Annotated in this window: 26 protein-coding genes; 13 read left to right on the top strand and 13 right to left on the bottom strand. The window is 72.2% G+C overall.

The window, feature by feature from the left end; genetic code table 11:
* Positions 1 to 2: 2 nt before the first annotated feature.
* Positions 3 to 305: a hypothetical protein gene (locus ABD363_RS00440; protein WP_344599295.1), complete on the bottom strand. Its 303-nt coding sequence runs from the start codon at positions 303 to 305 to the stop codon at positions 3 to 5.
* 196 nt (positions 306 to 501) lie between these two features.
* Between ABD363_RS00440 and ABD363_RS00445 the strand changes: the two genes are divergently transcribed.
* The 3 genes from ABD363_RS00445 (at position 502) to ABD363_RS00455 (ending at position 2,587) form a co-directional block, all read left to right on the top strand.
* Positions 502 to 921: an Hsp20/alpha crystallin family protein gene (locus ABD363_RS00445; protein ID WP_344599296.1), complete on the top strand. Its 420-nt coding sequence runs from the start codon at positions 502 to 504 to the stop codon at positions 919 to 921.
* Between the two features lie 165 nt (positions 922 to 1,086).
* Positions 1,087 to 1,575, top strand: a complete 489-nt coding sequence (locus ABD363_RS00450) for a DUF2267 domain-containing protein (protein ID WP_344599297.1) — start codon at positions 1,087 to 1,089, stop codon at positions 1,573 to 1,575.
* Between the two features lie 199 nt (positions 1,576 to 1,774).
* Entirely contained in the window at positions 1,775 to 2,587 is an 813-nt protein-coding gene (locus tag ABD363_RS00455) for an alpha/beta fold hydrolase (RefSeq protein WP_344599298.1), read from the top strand.
* A gap of 307 nt (positions 2,588 to 2,894) precedes the next feature.
* Here the strand turns inward: ABD363_RS00455 and ABD363_RS00460 are convergent, their stop codons facing one another.
* Together ABD363_RS00460 and ABD363_RS00465 are read right to left on the bottom strand one after the other, a co-directional pair.
* On the bottom strand, positions 2,895 to 3,374 hold the full coding sequence (locus ABD363_RS00460; protein WP_344599299.1) for a MarR family winged helix-turn-helix transcriptional regulator: 480 nt from the start codon (positions 3,372 to 3,374) through the stop codon (positions 2,895 to 2,897).
* Positions 3,375 to 3,387: 13 nt separating this feature from the next.
* The gene (locus ABD363_RS00465; RefSeq protein ID WP_344599300.1) at positions 3,388 to 4,326 is read right to left on the bottom strand and encodes an NADP-dependent oxidoreductase; all 939 of its coding nucleotides are present in this window, start codon (positions 4,324 to 4,326) and stop codon (positions 3,388 to 3,390) included.
* 387 nt (positions 4,327 to 4,713) lie between these two features.
* Between ABD363_RS00465 and ABD363_RS00470 the strand changes: the two genes are divergently transcribed.
* A complete protein-coding gene (locus tag ABD363_RS00470) occupies positions 4,714 to 5,193 on the top strand; it encodes a MarR family winged helix-turn-helix transcriptional regulator (RefSeq protein ID WP_344599301.1) in 480 nt (159 codons plus the stop codon).
* A gap of 19 nt (positions 5,194 to 5,212) precedes the next feature.
* Here ABD363_RS00470 and ABD363_RS00475 read toward each other — a convergent pair whose 3' ends face one another.
* From ABD363_RS00475 to ABD363_RS00485, 3 genes are read right to left on the bottom strand one after another with little or no spacing between them, the layout of a single operon-like run.
* Complete coding sequence (locus tag ABD363_RS00475; RefSeq protein ID WP_344599302.1) at positions 5,213 to 5,740, bottom strand: hypothetical protein; 528 nt, start codon at positions 5,738 to 5,740, stop codon at positions 5,213 to 5,215.
* Between the two features lie 50 nt (positions 5,741 to 5,790).
* Positions 5,791 to 6,027, bottom strand: a complete 237-nt coding sequence (locus ABD363_RS00480; RefSeq protein ID WP_344599303.1) for a DUF397 domain-containing protein — start codon at positions 6,025 to 6,027, stop codon at positions 5,791 to 5,793.
* Entirely contained in the window at positions 6,028 to 6,873 is an 846-nt protein-coding gene (locus ABD363_RS00485; protein ID WP_344599304.1) for a helix-turn-helix domain-containing protein, read from the bottom strand.
* A gap of 214 nt (positions 6,874 to 7,087) precedes the next feature.
* Here ABD363_RS00485 and ABD363_RS00490 point away from each other — a divergent pair, with 214 nt between their 5' ends.
* On the top strand, positions 7,088 to 7,714 hold the full coding sequence (locus tag ABD363_RS00490) for an ATP-binding protein (protein WP_344599305.1): 627 nt from the start codon (positions 7,088 to 7,090) through the stop codon (positions 7,712 to 7,714).
* Between the two features lie 23 nt (positions 7,715 to 7,737).
* Here ABD363_RS00490 and ABD363_RS00495 read toward each other — a convergent pair whose 3' ends face one another.
* Entirely contained in the window at positions 7,738 to 8,031 is a 294-nt protein-coding gene (locus tag ABD363_RS00495) for a hypothetical protein (RefSeq protein WP_344599306.1), read from the bottom strand.
* Between the two features lie 917 nt (positions 8,032 to 8,948).
* On the opposite strand from ABD363_RS00495, the gene ABD363_RS00500 reads away from it, so the two are divergent.
* Genes ABD363_RS00500 through ABD363_RS00515 form a run of 4 tightly spaced genes read left to right on the top strand, consistent with a single transcriptional unit; the run spans position 8,949 to position 13,412 of the window.
* A complete protein-coding gene (locus ABD363_RS00500; RefSeq protein ID WP_344599307.1) occupies positions 8,949 to 9,638 on the top strand; it encodes a hypothetical protein in 690 nt (229 codons plus the stop codon).
* Positions 9,639 to 9,654: 16 nt separating this feature from the next.
* Positions 9,655 to 11,085, top strand: a complete 1,431-nt coding sequence (locus ABD363_RS00505) for a hypothetical protein (protein ID WP_344599308.1) — start codon at positions 9,655 to 9,657, stop codon at positions 11,083 to 11,085.
* The gene (locus ABD363_RS00510) at positions 11,082 to 12,902 is read left to right on the top strand and encodes a DEAD/DEAH box helicase (RefSeq protein WP_344599309.1); all 1,821 of its coding nucleotides are present in this window, start codon (positions 11,082 to 11,084) and stop codon (positions 12,900 to 12,902) included. Before ABD363_RS00505 ends, ABD363_RS00510 begins: the two co-directional genes overlap by 4 nt.
* Positions 12,903 to 12,950: 48 nt before the next feature.
* Positions 12,951 to 13,412 (top strand): very short patch repair endonuclease, encoded by a 462-nt coding sequence (locus tag ABD363_RS00515; RefSeq protein ID WP_344599310.1) that lies wholly within the window; start codon positions 12,951 to 12,953, stop codon positions 13,410 to 13,412.
* Here ABD363_RS00515 and ABD363_RS00520 read toward each other — a convergent pair.
* The 3 genes from ABD363_RS00520 to ABD363_RS00530 all read right to left on the bottom strand — a co-directional run bounded on the left by ABD363_RS00520 (position 13,344) and on the right by ABD363_RS00530 (position 17,573).
* On the bottom strand, positions 13,344 to 14,693 hold the full coding sequence (locus ABD363_RS00520) for a DNA cytosine methyltransferase (protein ID WP_344599311.1): 1,350 nt from the start codon (positions 14,691 to 14,693) through the stop codon (positions 13,344 to 13,346). The two genes, ABD363_RS00515 and ABD363_RS00520, sit on opposite strands and share 69 nt — an antisense overlap.
* A 203-nt stretch (positions 14,694 to 14,896) precedes the next feature.
* Positions 14,897 to 15,907, bottom strand: a complete 1,011-nt coding sequence (locus ABD363_RS00525) for an SEC-C domain-containing protein (RefSeq protein WP_344599312.1) — start codon at positions 15,905 to 15,907, stop codon at positions 14,897 to 14,899.
* A gap of 232 nt (positions 15,908 to 16,139) precedes the next feature.
* Positions 16,140 to 17,573 carry an MFS transporter gene (locus ABD363_RS00530; RefSeq protein WP_344599313.1) on the bottom strand — a complete coding sequence of 478 codons (1,434 nt, stop codon included), beginning with the start codon at positions 17,571 to 17,573 and terminating at the stop codon, positions 16,140 to 16,142.
* Between the two features lie 142 nt (positions 17,574 to 17,715).
* On the opposite strand from ABD363_RS00530, the gene ABD363_RS00535 reads away from it, so the two are divergent.
* Together ABD363_RS00535 and ABD363_RS00540 are read left to right on the top strand one after the other, a co-directional pair.
* On the top strand, positions 17,716 to 18,261 hold the full coding sequence (locus tag ABD363_RS00535) for a winged helix-turn-helix transcriptional regulator (protein ID WP_344599314.1): 546 nt from the start codon (positions 17,716 to 17,718) through the stop codon (positions 18,259 to 18,261).
* A 250-nt stretch (positions 18,262 to 18,511) separates the two neighbouring features.
* Positions 18,512 to 19,369 (top strand): fumarylacetoacetate hydrolase family protein, encoded by an 858-nt coding sequence (locus ABD363_RS00540; RefSeq protein WP_344599315.1) that lies wholly within the window; start codon positions 18,512 to 18,514, stop codon positions 19,367 to 19,369.
* 82 nt (positions 19,370 to 19,451) lie between these two features.
* On the opposite strand, the gene ABD363_RS00545 is transcribed toward ABD363_RS00540, so the two are convergent.
* The 3 genes from ABD363_RS00545 to ABD363_RS00555 form a co-directional block, all read right to left on the bottom strand.
* Entirely contained in the window at positions 19,452 to 20,318 is an 867-nt protein-coding gene (locus ABD363_RS00545; RefSeq protein WP_344599316.1) for an LLM class F420-dependent oxidoreductase, read from the bottom strand.
* Positions 20,319 to 20,424: 106 nt separating this feature from the next.
* Positions 20,425 to 20,925 carry a heme-degrading domain-containing protein gene (locus tag ABD363_RS00550; protein ID WP_344599317.1) on the bottom strand — a complete coding sequence of 167 codons (501 nt, stop codon included), beginning with the start codon at positions 20,923 to 20,925 and terminating at the stop codon, positions 20,425 to 20,427.
* Positions 20,922 to 21,989 carry a Gfo/Idh/MocA family oxidoreductase gene (locus tag ABD363_RS00555; protein ID WP_344599318.1) on the bottom strand — a complete coding sequence of 356 codons (1,068 nt, stop codon included), beginning with the start codon at positions 21,987 to 21,989 and terminating at the stop codon, positions 20,922 to 20,924. Before ABD363_RS00555 ends, ABD363_RS00550 begins: the two co-directional genes overlap by 4 nt.
* A gap of 101 nt (positions 21,990 to 22,090) precedes the next feature.
* Here ABD363_RS00555 and ABD363_RS00560 point away from each other — a divergent pair, with 101 nt between their 5' ends.
* Both ABD363_RS00560 and ABD363_RS00565 read left to right on the top strand, forming a co-directional pair.
* Positions 22,091 to 23,194, top strand: a complete 1,104-nt coding sequence (locus tag ABD363_RS00560) for an ROK family transcriptional regulator (RefSeq protein WP_344599471.1) — start codon at positions 22,091 to 22,093, stop codon at positions 23,192 to 23,194.
* Positions 23,195 to 23,437: 243 nt separating this feature from the next.
* Positions 23,438 to 24,313, top strand: a complete 876-nt coding sequence (locus ABD363_RS00565; protein ID WP_344599319.1) for a hypothetical protein — start codon at positions 23,438 to 23,440, stop codon at positions 24,311 to 24,313.
* Positions 24,314 to 24,440: the final 127 nt, after the last annotated feature.

Below are 24,440 nucleotides of genomic sequence, written 5' to 3' on the forward strand. Positions count from 1 at the left end.
GGTCAGCCCCGCCGGTCCGCGACCGCCCACGACGCCAGGGCGACGGCCCCCGCCACGCCGGCCACGGAGGGCCAGGCGCCCACCTTCCTGGCCAGCGGGTGGGACCCGGCGAAGGCGGCCACGTACGCGGCCGTCAGCGCCCCCGCGGCCCTCCCGCCGGCCCGCTGCCGCCACTGCCGTGCCGCAACGCCCCCCGCGACGGCCAGTACGGCCCCGCCGAGCTGCCGCTTCCCCGACCAGCGGGCCACGCCGTATCCGCCGACGAGCCCGCCGGCGGCCACCAGCGCGCTGGGTACCTTCGCCATCCCTGCCTCCTGCATGCCGCTCCGCCTGGATCCACCGAGGCCAACCCCGGTCCGCGGGCCCGGCCCGCCCCCGCGGCCCGTGTCGCCCCGCGAACGAACCTGAGTCGGGGGTTGTCAAGTTTCCTCCCCCGAGCTATATAAGAAGTAGCCGTAGGGCATCGCACGGAGAGCGCCTGGAAGAGAGGAGTGAACTGTGATGCTCATGCGCACGGACCCGTTCCGCGAACTCGACCGTCTCGCGCAGCAGGTCCTCGGGTCCGCCCGTCCGTCCGCCATGGCGATGGACGCCTACCGGTCCGGGGACGACTTCATCGTCCACTTCGACCTCCCCGGCATCGACCCCGAATCGATCGAGCTGGACGTCGAACGCAACGTCCTGAACGTCCGCGCCGAGCGCAGGTCCCCCGCCCCCGAGGGCTCGGAGATGCTCGTCGCCGAGCGCCCGACGGGCACCTTCACCCGCCAGCTCTTCCTCGGCGACACGCTCGACACGGAACGCATCGACGCCTCGTACGACGCCGGCGTCCTGACCCTGCGCATCCCGGTCGCCGAGCAGGCCAAGCCGCGCCGCATCCAGATCACCGGCGGCGACAGCCGCAAGCAGCTCGGCAGCTGAACCGGCCGCACCACCGGGGCGGCGTGAGGGCCGCCCCGGCCCACCGGCCGGCCGCACCCACCAGACGCGTCCCGCAGGCACCGTCCCCCGCCTGCGGGACGCGGTCGCCCGTGCCCGCCGGCCGACACGACGGACCGACCCGCACCCCGGAGGAGGACCCCGCAGATGAGCGTTACGACGGTGCCGACCACGACGGCGACGCCGGCCAGGACGGCGACGGCCACGACGGTGACGGCGCCGCCGCCCGCGGACAGGCCGAACTGGGCCCACCTGGTCGAGGAGGTGCGGGAGGCCGGCCAGTACCCGACGAGGGCGGAGGCCGAACGGGTCACCCGCATCGTCCTGTCGGCCCTCGGCGGCCATGTGATCGGCGACGAACGGGTCGACCTGGCCGCCGCACTGCCCGAGGAGGCCGCACGGGTGGTCGCCTCCCAGATCCCGGCGACCCGCGAGCTGAGCGCGGCGGAGTTCGTCGACTCGGTCGCCGCCCGCATCGAGGGAGCCACCTCCGCCACGGCCCGCTGGGACGTCAGCTCGGTGCTCAGCGTCCTGCCCGAGCTGGTCGGCGACGAACTGGTGACCCGCATCCTGTCCCAGCTGCCCCCGGGCTACGCCCTGCTGTTCGGCCGCGCGGACCTGAGCCCGGCGCCGTGACCCTCCCCTGCGGCGACGGCGGCGGCGACGACGCCAGCGGCGGCGTCGGCGGGAGCGACGGCGATCGGTCACCGCACGGTTCGTTCCGCCGGCCGACATCGGCCGGCGCGTCGCGGGGTGGCGTTCATCGGCCGGTGGAAGCCGCCGCCGCGGGGGAAAGCAGGCAGGAGAAGCCGCCGACCACCAGGAGGCCGGGCAGGTGCACACCGCATCCCCCACCCACCACCTGACCGTCCCCGACGGCACCCGCCTCGCCCACCGGGACCACACGCCGTCGCCCCCGGCCCCGGAAACCGGCCCGGTCCTCCTCCTGCACGGCCTGGCGGGTCACCAGGGCGAGTGGGACGACCTGGTGCCCCGTCTCCTCGCCGACGGCCACCGCGTGGTGACGTACGACGCCCGCGGCCACGGCGCGAGCACCCGCCGCCCGGCCACGGTGACCCGCGCCTGCCACGTACGGGACGCCGTGGCGCTGATCGAGCACCTCGCCCTGGCCCCCGTCACCCTCGTCGGCCAGTCGCTGGGCGGCCACACGGCGATGCTCCTCGCGGCCCACCACCCGGACCTGGTGCGGTCCCTGGTCCTCGTGGAAGCCGGCCCCGGCGGCCCGAGCCCCGAACTCCCGGACCGGACAGCGCGCTGGCTGGACAGCTGGCCGGTCCCGTTCGCGTCCCCGGAGGAGGCCCGGCGCTTCCTGGGGCACCGGGCCTGGGCGGCCGGCCTGGAACGACGGCCGGACGGCTGGCACCCCCGCTTCGACCGCACGACGATGATCGACACGGTCTCCGAACTGGCCACGACCGCGTACTGGGACGCATGGTCCCGCGTCACCAGCCCCACCCTCCTCGTCCGGGGCGAGCACGGCACCCTCACCGAGCAGGACGCCACCAAGGCCCTCACCCGCCGCCCGGCCACCCGCCACGTCCTCGTCCCGGACGCGGGACACGACGTCCACCTGGACCAGCCGGGGCGTCTGCACGAGGAGATCGCGCGGTTCCTGACGGACGTCTGACCGGGCCCGGGTGGTGTTCCCGGCCCACGCCGGCACGGCGGCCGGCACACCGGCCGGGGGCTTCGCCGGGGTCCGCGGAAGGATCGCCGGGCGGGTGCCGGGGCCGGCCGCGGTCCGCCTGGCGCCGGTGGAGTTTCCGGCCGGCGAGCAGGCCGAGGCGTGCGGGAGGTCCGCCGAGGAGCCGCCCCGTCCCGAGCCGGAGCGGTTCTTCCTCCCGGGCCGGGCGGCGGGGCCTGCCCTCGGGCCTGCCCTCGCTCCGCCCGGAACGGAGACGGTGCCGGCGAGCCGGCCCGCTCCCCGCGCCCGCTTACTCGGCGAGCGGCTGTCGGCCGTGGTCCCTGACCGACTTCTCGACGATGCGCGCGCACGTGATGAACTCCTGGACCTGCTCAGGGGTCAGGTCGCGTACGGAGACCCGTTCCAAGGTGCGCCACATCTCGGCGATGGGCTCCTGGAGTGCACGGCCGGCATCGGTGAGGTGGACCACCATGACCCGCCGGTCGTGGGAGGCGGGCTCCCGGGTGAGCAGCCCCGCTTCCTGCATACGGCGCAGGGACTTGGAGACGGTGGAGTGGTCGAGACCGGCCCGCTCCAGCAGTTCCGCCTGGGTCTGGCCGTCGCGGTCGAAGAGCTGCATCAGCAGCAGTTCCTGCCCCGGGTGCAGGTTCATGGCGCGCAGCATGGCGGCGGCATGGGCGCGGTGGGCGCGGGCGAGCTGGAAGAGGGCGTAGCTCAACGGTCCCTCTGCCGCCGTGTTCGGCAGCTCCGGTGAAGTGGTGTCCGACATGGGTGCTCCCTCATCACGCGACAAGCGGGTCGACGGACTGGTCGACGGTGAGGACGATCTTGCCGCGATTGTGGCCGGCGTCGCTGGCCTGCTGCGCCTTGGCCGCCTCGGCGAGGGGGTAGGTGGCGCTGATCGTGGTGACCAGGGTGCCGTCGGCGGCCTGCCGGGCCAGCTCGGCGAGGCGGGCGGCGGAGCGGCGCTGGGGCCCCTCGGCGAAGACGATGCCGAGTTCGGCGGCGCGGAAGTCGGCGGTGGTGACGATCCGGTCGGTGCCGCCGCGCAGGGTGATGGAGTCCTCCAGCGCGCCCTTGCCGGCGGCGTCGAAGACGGCGTCCACCCCTTCGGGGGCGAGTTCACGGACCCGCTCGACCAGGTTGTCCCCGTAGACCAGTGGGGTCGCGCCGAGCGAGGCGACGTACTCCTGGTTGCCCGGTCCGGCGGTGCCGATGACGCGGGCGCCGCGGGCGACGGCCAGCTGAACGGCGATGGTGCCCAGCGCGCCGGACGCGCCATGGATCAGCAGCGTCTCACCCGAGGTGACACCGAGCAGGTCCAGTACGCGTTCGGCGCCGTCGCCGGCCACGGGCAGGGCGGCGGCGTGCGTCCAGTCCAGACCGGCCGGCTTGGGGGCGAGGACCGCCGCGGAGGCCAGGGCGTACTGGGCGTAGGAGCCGGTGTCGGACCAGCCCAGTACCCCGTCCCCCGCCTTCAGGTGGTCGACGCCCTCACCGACGGCGTCGACCACGCCGGCGATCTCCCCGCCGGGCACGGCGGGCAGCGTGGTGGGGAAGATGGCCTCCATGGCACCGGAGCGGATCTTGCCGTCCACCGGGTTGACGCCGACGGCCCGTACGCGCACGCGGACCTGGCCGGGGCCGGGCCGAGGGGTGTCGATCTCCGCCTCATGCAGGACCTCGGTGCCCCCGAACGTGTCGAAAACGATGGCCTTCATGACTGCTCTCCTCGAAGTGGGATGCCGCGCCGGACCACTTCTGTGGCCGACCACATAAAAGTAGCACCGATTGTGTGGCTAGCCAAGTAATTGGTCGGCCGCGGCGCCATCCGCACGGCCGTCGCCGGCCTCCTGCCCGGCCCTGCCTCCGTCGAGCCCGGCCCCGCATCCGTCGAATCCGCCCCCGCCTCCGTCGAGGAGGCCGCTCCCGCCCCGGAGCTGCCGGTCACCCTCGACCTGCCGGGCTCGGACCACGACCGATCCCGGCGCCGGCCGCCGTACCGGTGTCCCCCGAGACCGGCGGCCCCGCTGCCGACACCGTTGACCTGAAGCGGACTTGAGCTCCTACGGTGATCGCGCCCTGGTGGAACACGGGAAGGAGGAGCCATGAGCGCACCCCTGAAGGAGTACACCCAGGAGGAACTGGCCGCCCAGCCCATCGGCGCGTGGACCGGCCTGGCCTACCGCCGGGTGGTCGGAGCCCTCCGCGCCCAGCTGGCGGTGGAAGGCCTCACCCAGCCCCACTGGTGGACCCTCAACCACGCGGCCGGCGCCCCCGGCACATGGACCCGCCCCGCCCTCACCGACCGCCTGACCCCGTACGACGACCAGGACACCGACTTCGACGCCGTCTACGACGACCTGATCGCCCGCGGCTGGCTCACGGAGGACGGGGCGACGGGGACGATGACCCTGACACGGGAGGGCGAGGCGGCCCGCCTCCGGGCGAAGGCCCGCAACGCGCAGGTCCTCGACCGCGCCCACGAGGGCGTCGACCCGGCCGACTTCGCGACGACGATCGACGTGCTGCGGCGCATCGTCGCCAACCTGGGGGGTGACGGGAACCTGCCCGACCGGGGCCCGTGACCGGCAGGCGCCGGGGGCTTCAGAGGTCGTCCTCGTCGAGGGGTTCGGGTGCGCGGGTCCAGGCCAGATCGAGGACGTAGCGCTCGGTGACGGGGCGGTCGCCCCAGGCTCCGGCCGGCGCGTCGGCGGTGGAGTCCCCGGCGATCCGGCGCAGGGCGGCACCGTAGTGGTCGGCGGCCGCCCGGCGGCCCTGCCACCAGGCGTGGCCCTCGTAGACGCCGGGGCGGGGGAGGGCGATCTCGCCGGCGGGGCCGTGGTCGAGCCGGCCGATCACGAGGATGCCGGTTTCGGACTCCAGACTGACGGCGGTGTGCCCCTCGGCGTCCCCCGGCGGAACGGGCGGGGTGTCCCAGACGCGGACGACCACCTGGACGGCCATGACGGGCTGCAGGCTCAGCAGGTACAGGTGATAGCCATCGCCGGCCACCACCTTTCTGCGGGCGGCGGCCAGGGCACCGGCGTCGCCGAGGTAGGCGTCCGCGTCGTACACCTCCACGACACGGCGGCCCGGGGTGGTCGTGCAGATGTGTTCGGCCAGGAGCGTCATGGTGCCGATGCCCTTCCGCGGCTTCCGGTCGTGTCAGCGATGGTACGGCTTCACGCGGAACACGCCGTTTCGAGCCTCGCGGGCAGTCCGCCCCGGCCCACCGCGCCCACGAAGCGACGCCACGCCTCGCTCCCGACCGGGACGACGGGGCCCGTCGCACGCTTGGAGTCCCGTATGAGCGTGCCGTGGGGGACGCGGGCGCACTCCACGCATTCGGTGGCGTTGCCGCCGCTGTGGGAGGACTTGAACCACCTGGGCTCGGAGACGGACTGAGGACTGGCTGTCATTCAGAGCTCCTTGCGGGCGCGATGGATCAGGGCGGAGGAAGCCTCCATGTCCAACGCTTGTGCGCGGAGGTACTCGAACGCAAGTCTGTATCGCTCCAGTTCCTCCTCCTTCTCCAGGAAGAGCGAACCCGTGTGGAAGTCGACGTACACCACGTCGAGGGCCGGCTGCGGGCCGCCGATGATGACGAAGCTGCCCAGGGCCGCGGCGTGAGCTCCCTTGGAGAAGGGCAGCACCTGGAGCGTGATGTGCGGGGACTCGTTCGCCTCCAGCAGCCGGCCGAGCTGCTCCCTCATCACCTCCGGTGACCCGACGACCCGACGGATCACGGACTCGTCGAGGATGGCCCACAGACGGAGCGGCCGCGAGCGGGTGAGGATCTCCTGCCGTTTCGCGCGGATATCGACCAGCCGCTCGATCTCCGCCGGTTCCAGGGGTACTTCGTTGGCTCTCTGCAACGCTGTGCTGTAGGCGCGCGTCTGCAGGAGACCGGGGACGTATACGCAGGAGAAGTGGTTCTCGCTCACGGCCTCGTCCTCAAGCGTGAGCAGCAGGTTCATGCTCTCCGGGATGGCGTCCGCGAAGGTGCTCCACCAGCCCTGCTGCCTGGCGTCCTTGGCGAGCCTGACAACGGCCTCGCGTTCGGCGTCCGTCGCCCCGTACTCGCGGCACAGTGCATCGACGACGATCCACTTGACCGGCCCGGCTTGGGTCTCGTACCTGCTGACCGTCGCTTTGGACAGGCCGACGAGTCTCCCGGCCTCCTCGAGGGTCAGCCCTCTCCGGGCACGCAGCTTCCGCATCATCGCGCCGAGTTGGCGGCGGCGGGTCGTGGTCCGTTCGGACATCGGGCTCCTTCGCCGTGCGCCGGGCAGCGGGCCCGGAGATCGCCATCAGGCTAGGCAGCCCGGGGCGGGCCCGGTGCCGGATTCACCCGATAGGGACCGGTGAGAAGTTACACAGCGAGACTTCTCTGTGCCATGCTCATTCACATACCGCTACGCAGCGCAGCCACACGGATACGACAACGCGGGTGCGTGGCCTGTGAGGGAGGAGTGGTCCGTGCCTGACCATGAGGTCACCGAACCCCGGCTTCGCTGTGTCCTGCCTTTCGAAGCGGCGCCGGCGGAGGTCCGCTTGCTTCGCCGGGCGGTTGTCGGTCAGTTGAGCCGCTGGGGAATCCCTGTAGCCGCCGACGAGGCGGAACTGGTCGTCACGGAGCTGGCGGCCAATGTCATCAAGCACGTCGGTGAAGGGATGCCGTCGACCCTGGTTCTCGAGTGGAGGGGACAGCGCCTCCGGCTGGAAGTCCACGACAGGAGTCATGTGCTGCCGTCGGTCCGAGCGGCCGGCTGTGACGAGGAGTGCGGCCGGGGTCTCCACCTGCTGGGGGCGCTGGCGGCTGACTGGGGCGCGGTTCCGACCGCTGCGGGCAAAGCGGTGTGGTGCGAGATCCCGGTCAGGGCCGGCCGTGCTTGCCGGCGGGTCGAGCGCGCCGCGGACGCGCTTGAGAGGTACCGGACGGCGAAGGGCGGTGTCGCCCCGTACGGAAGCAGGCGGACGGCAGGGCTTGAGCAGTCGGCGGTCGAGCTGATCGCTGACCTGCTCCACTGGACCGCTGCGATTGGACACGACCCGGACGACATCCTCGACCGTGCGCAGGTGCATTACGAGGCTGAGGCGGCGTAGGGGCGGGCTCGTCGTCGCGCGGCTCATTTCAAAGTGGCCCGAACGCGGAGCAGGGCGCCTGCGTCCTCCTGCGCTCCGTGCCGGTGCAACTCCACTGCCACCTGGACCACGTCCTGATGGCTCCTGTCCCGGCCATAGATATGGATCAGGTTGTCCGCCAGCTCCGTCTGCTCTTGTTGTCTCAGCAGGCACAGCAGCGTCGCGATCTCTGCGTGACCGAGCGACTCCGCGGTGTGGCGCAGGAGGGGCACGGCATTCCCTTGCCGGCTGCCTGATTGCAGTTCGCTGGCCCGCAGCGCCAGGTTCCGCGCGGCCATCTCGGTCCTCGTGCTCCGCTGCCGGTCCCCCCTCGGCGGGGGGACCGGCAGCGGACTTGTGGCCGCTGGACGGACCGCAGGACGCGCTTCAGGGCCGGCTGAATTCGCCGTCAAGCTGGCGACGGCTTCCTTCAGGGTGCGCACGGTCAGCCGGAGAGCGCTGACTTCTCGCCGCAGTCTGGCGACCTCGCGCATATCGCGAGCGGTGGTTTGGGTGATCTGTCCTGTCTGCGTTTCTTCGCCTGCTGCATTCCGGAGCTGCTCCCGGAGGGCCGCAACTTCAGCGCGCAAGGCTACGCAGCTGTGGCAGTGATCGGCGTTTGCCCGCTCATGGAGTTCGATGAGTTCGGTCAGGCTGATGCCTATGCGGTCCTCGCCGCCAGCGTCAGCACAGGCCGTCCTGTAGATGTGCTCAAGAGTCTCCAGGCGGGGGACCGACTGCCCGCTCAGGAACCTCGACAGTGAGGTTTCGCTGACGTTGACGTGCAGAGCTGCCTCGGCCTGGGTCGGTCCAGGCTCTGCCCCTCTTCTGTGAGTGGGGGGCGTGAGGTGGCGGCACACCTTCTGGAGGGCTGCGGCCAGCTGGCGTTTCCCTGGAGGAACGTCACTGCTGAGCGGTTTGGCCGCCCATTCGTACTTGGTTCTGCTGGCTCTGCCCCGTGCCATGCGCTGGCTCCCCTGTTTTCCGCGCCCGGCCCTGCCCGGAGCCGGTCAGGGCGCCAATTCTGCCCCAAAGGGCCAGAGTTGAGCTTGCTATTTCTGGAGCAAGTGTTCCGGGGGTGGACTTTCGTTCGGTGTGTGGTGGGAAACTTGGGGAACCGCTCGCGAAGTGGGGGGCCGGTCACACAAGTGCCGTTTTATTGCGCTCTGTATGACCTAGTGCTTAATGTCGCGTTCCGATCAGACCGGAGGACCGGATGACGCTGCCTTCCTGGCAGAACAAGAACCTGGGAAGCATGGCGCGTGCCGCGCTGTGGCTGCTCCAGGAGGTGGGGGAAGGGGGGATCTTCACCAAGGCCGACTTGCGTGCGGCATTTCCTGATGTCGCGCAGATCGACAGGCGGCTTCGGGATCTTCGGGACCATGACTGGAAGATCGACACGAGTCGTGACGATCCGACGCTGAAGCAGCAGGAACAGCGCTTCGTGTCCAGGGGTGCCGACGTCTGGATCCCGGGCAAGTCCAAGGCCCCTAAGCACAAGGCGGGTCTTACGGCCGCACAGCGGGCGAAGATCTTCGAAAGTGACGGGTACGTGTGCCGCGCGTGCGGCGCGGCGGCCGGCGAGACCTATGAGGACGGCGTCACCCCGGTGGTGCTGAACGTGGCCAGGCGCAAGGTCCTGCTGCCGGACGGGTCTACCAGCTACCAGACCGTTACGGAGTGCAAGCGCTGCGGCGCCGGAAGCGGGGACCGGCAGGTCGATCTGGAGCAGGTGCTGGCACAGGTGCGGGCCCTGGCGCCGATGGAGCGGCGTGTGCTGAAGAGCTGGATCGCTGCGGATCAGCGGTCTCTGGGACCGCTGGAGAAGATGTGGGGTATCTACCGCAGCCTGCCCGAGGACTCGCGCAAGGCAGTAGCTGACGCGCTGGCCGGCGCTGACGACTGACAGAACGGGGGAAGAGATGATGCGAGAGTTCCCGCCGCCGCCGAGGGCGGCCGAGTTCAGCGAGCTGATCAAGAAGAAGGTGCAGGAGGTCAGGGAGGCCGGCGGCACCAGGGAGACGGTGACGGTCGACTGGAACGAGCAGCAGGCTCACGTCGAAGTCATCGACCTGCCCGTCAACAGCCTTTACTTCAACCCCGGTACGCACCGTATCCGGGCCCAGCGCAGCCACGACCCCGATCGTGAGCAGGTGCTGGAGAAGGACCCGTGGAGCGCCGAGAGCCAGGACTACCTGCGGTTTCTGCTTCAGGCGTCGCCCTCTGACCCCAACCTGCGGGACCCGGCCTTCGACGCTCTGAAGGAGAGCCTTCAGCAGTTCGGACAGAACGATCCGGGCTTGGTGACGCATCAGGGGATTCTGGTCAACGGCAACACGAGGGCGAGCGCCCTGCGCGAACTCGGCATCCAGTCGATGCGTGTGGGCGTACTGCCCGAGTCGTTCACGTGGGCGGACATCAACGCCGTCGAACTGTCTCTGCAGCTCCGCAAGGACCACCGCCGGGATTACTCGTACATCAACCGCCTGATCGCGATGGAGGAGCAGGCTGCGCTCGGGCATACGCCGGAGCAGATCGCAAAGGCCTTCCGGATCCAGGTGAGGACGTACCACCAGGAGCGCTGGATCCTGAGCACCATCCGGGAGCTGATCGCCCGGAGTGCGAGTGGCGGCGGTACCACGCTGCGGCTGGTTGACTGGGAGGGGGCACAGGAGCGTCTCAAGGAGCTGCAGCGTCTGTACGTGAAGATGGAGACGCTGGACCGGGACCAGGCGGAAGTGCTCAAGGAGCTGAGACTGGCCGCGATCCTGCTCAACTTCTCCAAGACGGACGTAAGGCACATCGACGAGAATTTCCTCAAGGAAGGTCTCGTCGAAATGCTTCCCTCGGTTTCCGGGAGCAGCGGGGCCAGTTCCGCTCAGGCTGCCGACGTGGCCATTCCCGGACTGGGGCTCACCGTTCCGGCGGCGTCCTCGGCCGTTTCCGAGGCCAGGGCGCTGAACGACCAGATCCTCCGGGCCACCGCCGTCGTGAACGACAAGAGGCCCGCTTTGGGGGACGCCGAGAAGGCTGAGAACCAAGCGGTCCTCGATAACGCCAAGAAGGCCTTTGATGAGGCCATCGAAGCCGCCGGCCGCAGCGCGCGCCTGCGTAAGCGCAAGCAGCTCGCGCCTGCCCGGCTCGCGGAGGCGTGCGCCAGCATCGACCAGTGTGTGGCGGACCTCGTCCAGGCACGGACCTCCCGGAGCCTGGACGAGGAAGCCTTCGATGAAGCCGTCCTCAAGCTCCGCGCGAGCCTGCGGAAGCTGGCGCAGCAGGCGGGACGTGGACTGCCCAACCCCGGTGACGGTGTTACGTGGCTGCTGGAAGCCACGGCGGAGGCTGCTCAGTGAGCACCAGCACTGGCGGAACGTCCCTGCACCTTGGGTTCGACGAAACGCGCACCCGTGTCGTGCTGAGGACCACCGACGAGTACCAGCAGGAACTCGTCCAGTTGGCCGCCCGGTTCCGTACCGGCGGCCAGCTGGGCCCCCTGAGCGCGTCCATCGCGCTCGATGAGCTGCTGGCCAACCTTGGCGCTCTTGGTACCTGGCCCCATCACGAAGGCGTGGAGTGGGAACCCGAACTGCGCACGCTCGTGGCAGGGGTCGTACAGGATGCCAATACCGTCAAGGAACGACTCGGCAACGCGTCCGCCCAGGGGGAGATCATCCCAGGAGAGGTGCCGGATCTCCTGGGCGAGATGTGGCAGGGCGATCTCAGCCCGTTCCAGCTCAGGGACATCGCGAAACTGCTCTCTCTCCAGCACGGCGCCAACTTCAGCGTGCCCGGCGCCGGCAAGACCCGCGTAGCCCTGGCCGTGTACGCGGCGCAGAAAGCGCAGGGGCGAGTGAGCCGGTTGCTGGTGGTGTGTCCCAAGTCGGCTTACGAATCCTGGCGATATGAGACCGCTGTCTGTTTCCGGCATCCGCTGCGGACCCATGTGCTCGACGGTTCTATGGACCACTGGACAGAGGTCCTGATCGTCAATTACGAACGGCTCGACCGTTCCCTGGGCACGCTGGCCAACTGGCTCAAGGCCGGCCCCTCGATGATCATCCTGGATGAGGCACACCGGATGAAACTGGGGGCGAGGGGAACGTACGGTGCGGCCTGTATGGCTCTGGGACCGCTGGCCGCCAGGCGCATGATCCTTACTGGAACTCCCGCTCCCAACGGCTCAAAGGATCTGGAGAACCTGCTGGGCTTCGTCTGGCCGGGACACGGCCAGCGCACGGTGGTCCAGGCTGTGGCAGGCGGGGATCTGGCCTACGCGAGCACGGTCCTCCGTCCGCTGTTCACCCGGACAACGAAACATGAACTCGGCCTGCCGCCCGTGCAGTTGGGTCTGCGCTATGTAGACCTGCCCCCGCTGCACGAGGAGATCTACAGCTCCTTGGTCGGTGGCATGGACAACGGGAGCGGCGCACGGGAGGACCTGAGCGCCCTCGGCAGGACCGCTCTGCGGCTGCTCATGGCCGCCACCAGCCCGGCCCTGCTGCTGGAGGGCGCCAGCCGGTACGAACCGCTCGCCTACCAGCTTCCGCCCCTGGAGATACCGCAGGGCAGCTCGCTTTACTCGCTCATGCAGAGTCTTCCCGACTACGAGCTGTCACCCAAGTACAAGGAAGCGGTGGCGATCATCGCTGAGAACGCCGAGCGAGGGCGGAAGACCCTGGTCTGGACGACGTTCGTCCGCAGCCTGACCACTCTGGAACGGATGCTGGAGAAGTTCAGTCCCGCAGTGGTGTACGGGGGTACGCCAGACCGGGAGGAGCAGCTTCGGCGTTTCCGCGAGGATCCGAGCTGCATGGTGCTGGTCTCCAACCCGGCGACTCTGGGTGAGGGGATCAGCCTCCACCATGTGTGCCATGACGCTGTCTATGTGGATCGCGACTTCATGGCCGGCCGCTTCCTGCAGAGCCTCGACCGGATCCACCGGCTCGGACTGGCCCCGGATACGGAAACCCGGGTGACCGTACTAGCCGCCCGCAACACGATTGACGAGGTCGTCGCGGTACGGCTGGAGCAGAAGCTGGACTTCATGGGGCGGATCCTCGATGACCCGACCGTCCAGCAGCTTGCCGATCTGGAGGAGGAGCCATCTGTCGCCGCTGGTCTCGCGCCTGGTGACATCGAGGCTCTGCTGAGCCACATGCGCAGTCGCTGAGTTCTGCGGATTGCGGGACCCGGGCTTCCCCGGACTACGCTCTGAGCCGTGTCCGAAGAAGCCGAGTGGGTAGCGCCGGAAGGGTCCTGGGCCTCGTCCGCGGCCCGTCGACGCAACATGCAGGCGATCCGCAGCCGCGACACGAAGCCTGAGTGGCTCATCCGGCGGCTCGTTCACGCCAGGGGCCTCCGCTACCGGGTGGCGGCCCGCCCCCTGCCGGACCTTCGCCGGACAGCCGATCTGGTCTTCCGCCCGGCGAAGGTGGCTGTCTTCATAGACGGCTGTTACTGGCATGGCTGCCCTGAGCACTATGTGCCGCCGAGAACCAATTCCGGTTACTGGTCAGAAAAGGTTCTTCGGAACGTGACCAGGGACCGGGACACGGATCAGAGGCTGAAGGAAGCCGGATGGCTCGTGCTCCGCTTCTGGGAGCACGAGCCATCAGAGGCCTGCGCCGACAAAATCGCCGCTGCGGTCCTCGCTCGCAGGGCTGGCCCCGAGGGTTCCTGACATCGAGAATTCCATCTGCTGCGCCTCGTCTTCGGTGACCCCTCCCGCGGCGGAGGAATCCAACTCATAGTTGGCGAGCAGTTCGTCCCGGTGGTCGGGGCGGAGAACCGCAGCGATCGCCCGGCCCACGGCCTCGGCCACCGGCGGCGGGAACGCGTTCCCGACCTGGCGGTAGCGCGCCGTTTTCCTGCCCTGGAAATCCCAGCCCCGGGGGAATCCCTGGATGATCGCCGTCTGCTCCACGGTCAGCATCGGACCGGCGTCCCTGAACAGGTCACGCTCAGGGTCGCAGTTCTCCCGGTCGTTGGCGAGCCCCATGGCGTTCACGTGCATCGCGGCCCAGGCCCGCTTGGCGCGCGTCGGCCCGAGGTCAGCGCCGCCGTGCTTCCTGGACCCGCCGACCAGGGTGGGTGCCACTCCCCGGCCGAGAGCAGCGGCCTTCTCCGCCGCCTCGCGCCATTCGTGGTACACATCCCGGCCGGTGCGCTCGCCCGGCTCTGCCGGTTCGCCCCGCTGGTTCTTGTCCCAGAAGTCCTCGCAGCGCTCACGCATGGTCGGCTCAAGCCGCTCGAACACGGTTGCCTCTTCGGCTTTGAGCCGGAGCGGCCAGCGGAATTCTTGCCCTTCCTTCAGTGCGTCCTTATGGAAGGCCACGAGGATGGCTCGCGGACGTAGCTGCGGGACTCCGAAATCCTTGGCGTCAAGTCGGCGCCAGATCTTGCGCATGGCAATGTCTTGCGCCTTCGCGCTCTGCGTCAGGTCGATGTCCGGGATGACGTAACCGGACTCTCGCAGTGAATCCAGAATGTAGTTCCGGTAATCAATGAAGAACTCGGGAGGCTCAAGGATTCCGCGAACATTCTCGATCATGACCGCTCTGGGCTTGAGGCGGTCAATGATCTCCAGCGCCGCCGGAAACAAATCCCGCTCGTCGTCCCGCCCCAGCCTCTTTCCGGCAAGCGAGAATGGCGGGCAGGGAACTCCTCCGGCAAGGAGATCGAGATCTCCAGGGTTGAGGTCCAGATCCTTCAGGACCTTCGATCCCAGAAAATCCCTGACGTCCATCGGCTCAATCTTCTGAGCCTTTTCGGGTGTCCAGCCGGGCCAGTCCCCGACATTAGCTCGCAGCGTACTCACCGCATGGTGGTCCCACTCGACCAAGGCGAGATGGTCAAACCCGGCGTTATGGAGCCCAACGGCTTGGCCGCCGGCCCCCGCACAGATCTCGATCGAGGTCAGTGGCTGGGCGAACTGCGGGCGCTCATGGCCGCTGGCGGGCATGACTCTCCTTCTACGTGGCTGCTCGTGCGAGAGCCAGTGATCTTCTCGCGGACTCTCGGCATCAAGAGTCTCGTATTAAAACAAATTCCTCAGCTGTGCCCGACGGCGGCTGCCCCATTTGTTGTGGATGTGCCGTGCTGTGAGGGCTGGTGGCTCTGGCGGGTTCGCCTGCTGGCCGAAGGCTCAGCCCATGGCGGATGTCGTTATCTTCCGTGACACTCCCCGTACACCCGCCCCGACCCGCACCAGCACCCCGCCCCCGTCTCCGGCGGCCAGACCACGGCCCGCCCCCGGGCCGCCAGTGTCGTCGCGTACTGCGGCAGCAACGCCGTGTCCTGCGGCGACGCGCCCTCCGAGGCCGCGAAGGCCTCGTACGACGGCACCGTCCCGGTCACGACGCCGAGGTTGGGCGTGCCGGAGGCCGCCAGTTCCCGCAGCGCGCCCTCTATCGCCGCCAGGTGCTCCTCGTGCGAGGGGTACTCCGCGGCCAGCTCCGGGTAGGCGGCGACCAGCTCCGTCAGTTCCTCCGCCGGCCAGTGCAGCACGGCCACCGGGAAGGGGCGGGACAGGGCCTCCCGGTACGCCCCCAGTTCGGCGCGCAGCCGGGAGATCTCCGCCTCCAGTTCCGCGGGGTTCTCCGAGCCCAGGGACCAGACGCGCCCCGGATCGTGGAGTTCGTCCAGGGAGACCGGGAGGGAGTGCACCGAGTCCGCCAGGGCGTCCCACTCGTCGTGGGCCAGGCCCAGCATCCTGCGGACCCGGTGGCGGCCGTACAGCAGCGGGTGCGTCGGGTACGGGGGCTGCGCCACGTCCGTCAGCAGGAGCCGTACCGCCTCCGTGAACGTCTCGTGGGCCGCCTCCAGTTCGTCGTGGGCCTCCAGGGACTCGGCCACGATCACCCAGGGGGCGGCGTCCCGGGGGGCCGCCGTGCGGATGCCCTCGATGATCGCCAGGGCTTCGGCCTCGTGGCCGTACTCCCAGAGGTTCGCGGCTTTCAGGGCGCGGACCAGGGACGGGTTCTCCAGGTACTCGGCGGAGGCGAGCAGGCGGTCGTAGAGCGCGGTGGCGGCGGGGCGGTCGCCGGACAGTTCCCGGTGGGCCGCGGCCCGCAGCAGCAGGGCCTCGGCGTCCTCCGGGTACAGGCCGGCGGTCCGCTCCAGGCGTGCCGCCTCGGCGGTGTGGTCGACGGTTTCGGCAGGCGTGTCGGGGCGCATGGACGACACCGTACTGCCGCCCGGTGACATCGGTGGGGCGAGTGCGGGCCGGCGCCGGCCGGTGGTTCCCGGGCCGGTGGTCCCCCGGCCCCGGTCGTTCCCGGTCCTGCGGTCCCTGGATCCCCTGGTCCCCGGGGCCGGCGGTTCCCGTCCGCCGCTGCCCGGCCCCGACGATCCGCGGAACGGAGTCTCCGCGTCCGTGCGGAGCGGGTGGCGCCGGCCGCCGGCCGGTTCAGCTCCGGCCCGGCGTCCGTTCCCGCAGCCCCAGCACCACCGCCGCCGCCCCCAGCGCGAGCCCCGCCGAGACCGTCAGTGCCACGTCCGCGCCCCGGCCCGGGTCCCCCGCCGACGTCGCCAGGGCGATCGTCAGGGCCACCCCGGCGCACGAGCCGATGTAGCGGAACGTCTGCTGCGCACCCGACCCCATCGCCGCCCGCGCCGCCGGCACCGAGTCCACCGCCAGGAGGGGGAGCGCGGCGTTCAGCAGGCCGCTGCCCGCGCCGGCCAGGAGCAGGCCGGGCAGGAGACGGGGCCAGGAGGCCGCGCCGACCGCGCCGAGCATGGCCAGGACGCCGGCCGCGTGCAGCGCGAACCCCAGGGCCAGCTGGTGGCGGGACGGGAGGCGGTGCGCGAGGCGGCGGGCCTGGAGCGCGACCGTGAAGGACAGGCCGGACCAGAGCAGGAACAGCCACGCCGTGTCCATCGCGGACAGGCCCAGCGCCTGCTGCAACAGCGCCGGCAGGAAGCTGAACAGGCCGATCACCGCCAGCCCCGTGAACAGCCCGCCCGCCGACGACGCCAGGAACGGCGGGCGGCGCAGCAGCCCGAGTTCGATCATCGGGTTCGGGGCGCGGCGCTCCACCAGGACGAACCCGCCCGCCAGCGCCGCGGCCGCCGCCAGCAGCAGCCCCACCGGCGCCCGCAGCCAGCCGTCCCGGCCCAGCGTCAGCGCCGCCACCAGGGCGGCCAGGGCCAGGCCGAACGTCACCGCGCCGGCCAGGTCGGGGCGGCCGCCGCGCGGGGAGCGGGACTCCGGCAGCGCCCGCGGACCCAGGCCGGCCACGATCAGCGCCGCCGCGGCCAGGACGCCGTACGCCGGCCGCCAGGACGGTATCGCCCCGGCGAGCAGCGGGCCGAGCGCGATGCCGCCGCTGACGAACGCGCCCCACACCCCGGTCGCGCGCAGCCGGCCGGCCGGCGTGGGGAAGGCGTGCGCGATCAGGCCCAGGCTGCTGGCCAGCAGGGCCGCGCTCGCCGCGCCCTGGGCGACGCGGGCCAGGGCGAACAGCCAGGTGCTCGTCGCGAACGCGCCGAGCGCCGTGGTCAGGCCGAGGGCCAGGGTGCCGGAGACGAAGACCCGGCGGCGGCCGTGGTCGTCGGCCAGGCTGCCCGCGACCAGCAGCAGCGCGGCCAGGCCCAGCGGGGTGCCGTTCAGCAGCCAGGCCTGCGCGGAGAGCGGGGTGTGCAGGTCGGCCGCGGTGGCGGGGAGCGTCACCATCGGCGCCGTGTACGTCATCAGCGCCACGACGGTGGCGGCGCTGGTCAGGGCCAGGGTGGCACCGGGGCGCGGGGGCGGGTCCCGGCGCGGCCCGGCCGTGAGCCGTGCGGCGGGGGCGGCGGCCGTGGGGCCGGTGGCGGTGGGGGCGGCGGGATCGGTCTCTGTCATGGCCTGTCCTGTTCCGTCCTCGGGACCGGGGAGGGGAGCGGCCCGGAACCGCTCAAGGTTCGGTCACTGAATCGACTCGTGGCCCGCAACCGTAGCACCCAAGGTTCGATGAATGAACCCTCGGCTGGTTACAGTGGGTCGCATGGCTCTCGGCAAGGACTACGCCGCGCAGCAGTGCTCGATCGCCCGGGCGCTGGAGGTCGTCGGCGAGCGGTGGACGCTGCTCGTGATCCGCGACGCGCTCTACGGCGTCCGGCGCTACAACGACTTCCTCGTCCACCTCGGCATCCCCCGCGCGGTCCTCGCCGCCCGCCTCCAGACGCTCACCGCCGAGGGGATCCTGGCCAGGCGCCGCTACCAGGAGTCGCCGCCGCGGGACGAGTACGTCGTGACCGAGCGCGGCATCGCGCTGTGGCCGACGCTGTGGGCGCTCGGCCTGTGGGGCCGGGAGCACTACGGCCAGTCCCCGCTGCGCGTCTTCCGGCACGCCGACTGCGGCACCGAGCTCGGCCCGTACGGCGAATGCCCCGCCTGCGGGACCGCCGTGCCCGTCCCGGACGTCGAGATGGCGCCGGGACCGGGACTCGATCCGGACCCGGCGGATCCGGTCAGCCGCGCGCTGCTCCGGCCGAAGCGGCTGCTCCAGCCCATCGAGACCGGGCCCGCGTCCGACGCCGGTACGGCCTGACGAGGACGGGCGGAACGGACGTACGAGCGGCCGCGCGGGACGCACGGGAGCGGGAGCCGGCGGTGCGCACCCGAGCGTGGAGCGCCGTCGGACGGGCCGTCCTCCACCGGTAGCCGACGGGTCCAGTACGTGAACAGGGTCTTGCGGGCTGGACCGTGACTTCGGAGGATCGACCGGTCCGGCGCGCACGGCCCGCCCCACCCGGGCCGTGCGCGCCGGCAGGCGCCCGCGACCGAGGGAGATGGGGACCATGAAGCTGCTGCGAGTCGGTACGGCGGGGGCGGAGCGGCCCGCGCTGCTCGACGCCGGGGGAACCCTGCGGGACCTGTCGGGCCTGGTGGCGGACATCGACGGGGCGCTGCTCGCCGACGACGCGGCGCTCGGCCGGATCCGGGCCGCCGCCGACGCCGGCGAGCTGCCGGCGCTGGATGCCGCCGGGACGCGGATCGGGCCGCCGCTGGCCCGCATCGGCAAGATCGTGTGCATCGGGCTGAACTACCACGACCACGCGCGGGAGACCGGGGCCGAGCCGCCGGCCGAACCGGTGGTCTTCCTCAAGGCGCCCGACACGGTCGTCGGCCCGGACGACACCGTGCTCGTGCCCCGCGGCTCCGCCAAGACCGACTGGGAGGTCGAGCTCGCGGTGGTGATCGGGCGCACGGCCCGCTACCTGGAGTCGCGGGAGGAGGCGCTGGAGTGCGTCGCCGGGTACGCGGTGGCGCACGACGTGTCCGAGCGGGAGTTCCAGATCGAGCGGGGCGGGACCTGGGACAAGGGCAAGAACTGCGAAACGTTCAACCCGCTCGGGCCGTGGCTGGTGACGGCCGACGAGGTGCCGGACCCGCAGGACCTCGGGCTGCGGCTGTGGGTGAACGGGGAGCTGAAGCAGGACGGGACGACCGCCGAGCAGATCTTCCCGGTGGCCGAGGTGGTGCGCTACCTCAGCCGGTTCATGACCCTGTACCCCGGGGACGTCATCAACACGGGAACCCCCGCCGGGGTCGCGCTGGGGCGGCCCGACCCGAAGCCGTTCCTGCGGGCCGGGGACGTGGTGGAGCTGGAGATCGACGGGCTCGGGCGGCAGCGGCAGGAGTTCAAGGACGCCTGAGGGGCGGGGAACCGCGCGGCGGCCGTCCGCGGCCCGCGGACGCCGCCGCGCGGTTCCCCGTGTCCCCCCGCCGGGGCCGGGCCTAGGCGAGCAGCTCGGCGAGCCGGCGCCACGCCGCCCTCGGCAGCACGTCGCGCGGGGAGTCGTCCACCACCTGGAGGGCGACGTGGTCGGCGCCCGCCTGGTGGAAGGCCTCGATCCGCTCGCGGATCCGGTCCTCCTCGCCCCACGCGAACAACGCGTCGACCAGGCGGTCGCTGCCGCCGTCCGCCAGGTCGGCCTCGGTGAAGCCGTGGCGCAGGAAGTTGCTGGTGTAGTTCGGCAGGCGGAGGTAGCCGGCCAGGAACTCGCGGGCGAGCGCGCGAGCGCGGGCCGGGTCCGTCTCCAGGACGACCGCCAGCTCGGGCGCGAGCAGCGGGGCCTCGCCCAGGATCCCGCGGGCGTGCGCGGTGTGCTCGGGGGTGACCAGGTAGGGGATCGCGCCCGCCGCCCGGTCGCGGGTCAGCTCCAGCGTCTTCGGGCCGAGGGCGGCCAGGACCCGGCGGTCCGCGGGCACCCCGGCGGCGTCCAGGCCGTCGAGGTAGGCGACCAGGGCCGAGTAGGGGCGGCGGTAGTCCTTCACCAGCGGGCCGTGGCTCACGCCCAGCCCGAGCACGAAACGGCCGGGGCGGGCCGCCTCCAGCCCGGCGAAGGCCGCCGCGCTGTCGGCGGCCTCGTGCTCCCAGATGCTCTGGATGCTGGTCCCGACGGTCAGCCGCGAGGTCGCCTCGATGAGCGGCGCCGCGTGCCGGGCGGCGCTGTTGCCGCCCAGCCAGACGGCGCCGTACCCCAGTTCCTCCAGTTCGGCGGCGGCCTCGGCGAGTTCGCCGCGCCGGTCCGGGTCCTCGGAGCGCAGGCCCACGCTCCAGACGCCGTACCGGCCGACGGTCTCCTTCAGGGGGGTGGTCATCGGTTCCGTTCCCTCCGGGTGGGTGCCGTACGTGATCACGTACAGCACATGCCAACCGGGAGGAACCCACGGGTAATCCCCGGTTCCGCGGGGCCACCCGGACGGGCTACACGCCCAGGAACCGCTCCAGCGCCTCCACCACGAAGCGGTGGTCCTGCAGCTGCGGCAGCCCGGACACCGTCACCGCGCCGATCACGCCCACGCCCTCGACGGTGATCGGGAAGGAGCCGCCGTGCGCCGCGTACACGTCCGGGTCGAGGCGGGAGGACTCCTCGAACGTCGTGCCCTTGGCCCGGAAACGGGCGCCCACCAGGTAGGAGGCGGAGCCGTAGCGCTCGACCACCCGGCGCTTGCGGGCGATCCAGGCGTCGTTGTCGGGGGTGGAGCCGGGCAGGGCCGCGTGGAAGAGCTGCTGGCCGGCGCGGTGGATGTCGACGGCGACCGGGGCCTGCCGCTCCCGGGCCATCTCCACCAGCAGCGAGCCCAGCGCCCACGCGTCGTCGTGGGTGAACCGGGGGAAGACCAGGCGGCGTTCCTGCGCCTGGAGCTCCTCCAGGCTCGGGGTGGGTTCCGGCTCGTCGGTCCGGCGGGTCCGATCGGGGGTCACAGCGTCACCGTCGCCTTCTCCAGGGCCGAACGGCGGGCCGCCTCCAGCACGTCCAGGGCGGCGGCCGCCTCGCGGGCGCTCACCGGGTTCGGGCCGCCCTCCCGCAGGGCCTTGGCCACCGCCGCGTAGTAGGCCGGGTAGTCGCCGGGGACGGTCGGTTCGGGCCGGCCGCCGCCCGTCAGGGGAGACTCGCCGGAACCCACCCGGCCCCACAGCGACTCGGGCTCCACCCCCCAGCCGGGGCCGGGCCGCCGGCCCTCGCGCAGCGCCGCCTCCTGCGGGTCCAGGCCGTACTTGACGTAGCCCGCCCGCGAGCCGAGCACGCGGAAGCGGGGGCCGAGCTGCGCGGCGGTCGCGGAGACGTACAGGTGGGAGCGGACGCCGCCGGCGTGCGTGAGGGCGATGAAGGTGTCGTCGTCGGCCTCCGCGCCCGGGCGGCGCACGTCCGTCTCGGCGTACACGGCGGTCGCCGGGCCGAACAGCACCAGGGCCTGGTCGACGACGTGGCTGCCGAGGTCGTACAGCAGCCCCCCGATCTCCGCCGGGTCGCCGGACTCCCGCCAGCCGCCCTTGGGCTGCGGCCGCCATCGCTCGAAGCGCGACTCGAACCGCCACACGTCGCCGAGCGCGCCCGCGTCGAGCAGCCCCCGCAGGGTGAGGAAGTCGTTGTCCCAGCGGCGGTTCTGGAAGACCGAGAGGAGCAGGCCGCGCTCCTCGGCGAGGTCCGCCAGCCCGCGCGCCTCGGCCGCCGTGCCCGCGATCGGCTTGTCGACCACGACCGGCAGGCCGGCCCGCAGCGCCGTGGTGGCGAGCGGGACGTGCGTCCGGTTCGGGGACGCGACGACGATCAGGTCCAGCTCGGCGGCGCGGTCGAACAGCTCGTCCGAGGTGGCGGCGATCCGGACGTCCGGGTGCTCGGCGCGGGCCTGCCGCTGCCGTTCGGGGTGGGAGGTGACCACCGTGTCGAGGGCGAGGCCGTCGGTGGCGGCGATCAGCGGGGCGTGGAAGACGGAGCCCGCGAGGCCGTAGCCGACCAGGCCGACGCGGAGGGGTGTACCAGTCATGCGTCCCACTTTCGCAACGCTGTTGCCAAAGTGCAAGCGCCGGGGACAATGGTGGCGTGAACAGGACGAACGGCGACGGTACGGGAGCGGGGAACGGCGGCATGCGGGGCGCGGCGGGCGGCGCGAACCTGCTCGCCCTGCGCAGCCACAACACCGCGCTGGTGCTCGACCTGCTGCGCACGGCCGGCGCGGAGGGCATCAGCCGGCTGGAGCTCGCCGAACGCACCGGGCTGACTCCGCAGGCGGTCAGCAAGATCACCGCCCGGCTGCGGCAGGACGGCCTCGCGGCGGAGGCGGGCCGCCGCGCGTCCACCGGCGGCAAGCCGCGCACGGTCCTGCGGCTGGTACCGGAGGCGGGCCACGCGGTGGGCGTGCACCTGGACCGGGACGGGCTGCGGGCCGTCCTGACCGCCCTCGACGGGACGGTGGTGGCCCGGCGGCGGGCCCCGCTGGACCTGGGCGCCGGGGCGGAGGCGGTCCTGGCGCAGGTGGCCGGAGCGGTCGAGGCGCTGTGGGCCGGGGACGGGACCGCCGCGCGGGCGCGCCGCCCGCTCGGCGTCGGGGTCGCGCTGCCCGGACCGCTCGATCACGAGCGGGGCGTGCTGCACCGGGTGACCGGGTTCCCCGGCTGGGACGGCTTCCCGCTGCGCGACGCGCTGGCGGAGCGGCTGGGGGCGGTGCCGGTAGTCGTCGACAAGGACACCAACGCGGCGGCGCTCGGGCTGGCGGTCGGGGGAGAGGGCGGGTCCTTCGCCTACCTGCACCTCGGCACCGGGCTCGGGGCCGGGCTGGTGATCGGGGGCGGCGTGCACCGGGGGCCGCGGACCGCGGCGGGGGAGTTCGGGCACCAGGTGGTGCAGTTGGACGGGCCGCCCTGCGGGTGCGGCGACCGCGGCTGCGTGGAGGCCCTGTGCCTGGGGGCCGTGGAGCGGGGGGAGACGGAGGAGGCGGCGCGGGTGCTGGGCGTCGGCGCCGCGAACCTCGTGGGCCTGCTGGACATCGACCGCGTCCTGCTCGGCGGCCGCACGGTCGAGGCGGCCCCGGAGGTGTTCGTGCGCGGCGTACAGGCCGTACTGGACGCGCGGGCCCGGCGCACGGGGGACGCGCCCGTGCCGGTGCGGATCGCCTCCGGCGGCGGGCGCGGGATCGCCGAAGGCGCGGCCCACCTGGTGCTGGCGCCGGTGTTCGGGCGGAGGGACGGGTAGGCCGGCCGCTTCCGGGGCTGCCGCGTCCGGGCGGCCGCTTCCGGGGCTGCCGCGGACCGGAGCGGACGCGGCGGCCGGCGCGGCCCTGGCGCGAGCGACCGTCTCCGCGGCACGGGAGCGGGGCGCCGCACGACGGAACCCGCCCGTCGCCCCGCCGCCGAGCAGGTGGACTTCGAGGGCCGTGCGGGTGGACTTCCGGGAGATCGCGAGGGTGTCCGCCCGCCGGCGGCAAGGGCATGTGTCATGCGACTGTGCACACCCGCGTCCCTCGGCCTGGTGGCGGCAGCCGCCCTCCTCGCCCCGCCCGCGCACGCCGACCCCCGATCCCCCCTGCCCACCTGTGCCACCCCCGACGACCGCGCCTTCCCCGTCACCACCCGCATCCACGGCGGCCCCGGCGCCTACGCGGCCGGCGGCGGCCCCGGCGTCTGGTACCTGGAGCTCACCAACACCACCGCCCGCACCTGCGCGAACATCCACCCGGTCATCGTCCTCGTCGACGAGCGGCGCGCGCTGCGGCCGTCCCAGGCCCGCCTGGAGTTCTACGACGGCGCCCGCCCGCGCCCCGTCCGCTTCGAGCCGACCGACCGGGACGAACTCGTCGGGGCGTTCGCGGACGAGACCCGCACGGCGGCCGGCACGGGGGACACGCGGGCCGGCACGGGGGGCACGCGGGCCGCCACGGAGGACGCACAGGCCGGCACCGGAGCCCGTGAGGAGCCCGGCTTCCCCGGCTTCACCATCGCCCCCCACCGCACCCTCACCGTCAAGGTACGGCTGGCGGTCGCCCCGGACGCCGTGCCCAACGAGGTCACCGCCAACGCCGCGGTGGTCCAGCGCCACGACGCCGACGGCGACTGGGTCGGCCAGTCGAACGACTACCGTTTCCGCATCACCCCCCGGCCCGACCCGCAGCCCGGCCGACGGCACGGCTCCGCCGCCCCCGCCGCCCCGACGGACCCCGCGCCCTCCGCGTCCGTCCCCGTCCTGACCCCGTCGCTGCCCTTCGCCGACGAACTCGCCCGCACCGGACTCGGCCCGGCGCACGCGGTCCTCGCCACCACGGTCGCGCTGCTCGCCGTGGGCGGCGCCCTGCTGCTGGCCCGCGGGCGCCGCTGACGCGCCGGCCCGCGGGCGCCGCCGGCCCGGAAGCCGCCGGTAGCTCATCGTTCAACGAGCCGTTCCTCCAAGATCCGGCCACTGGCTAGGCTGGAACGCACGCAGGACCGCGTACGGCAGGAGAACG

It is taken from the genome of Streptomyces glaucus, assembly GCF_039533365.1.
Lineage (GTDB): Bacteria > Actinomycetota > Actinomycetes > Streptomycetales > Streptomycetaceae > Streptomyces > Streptomyces glaucus.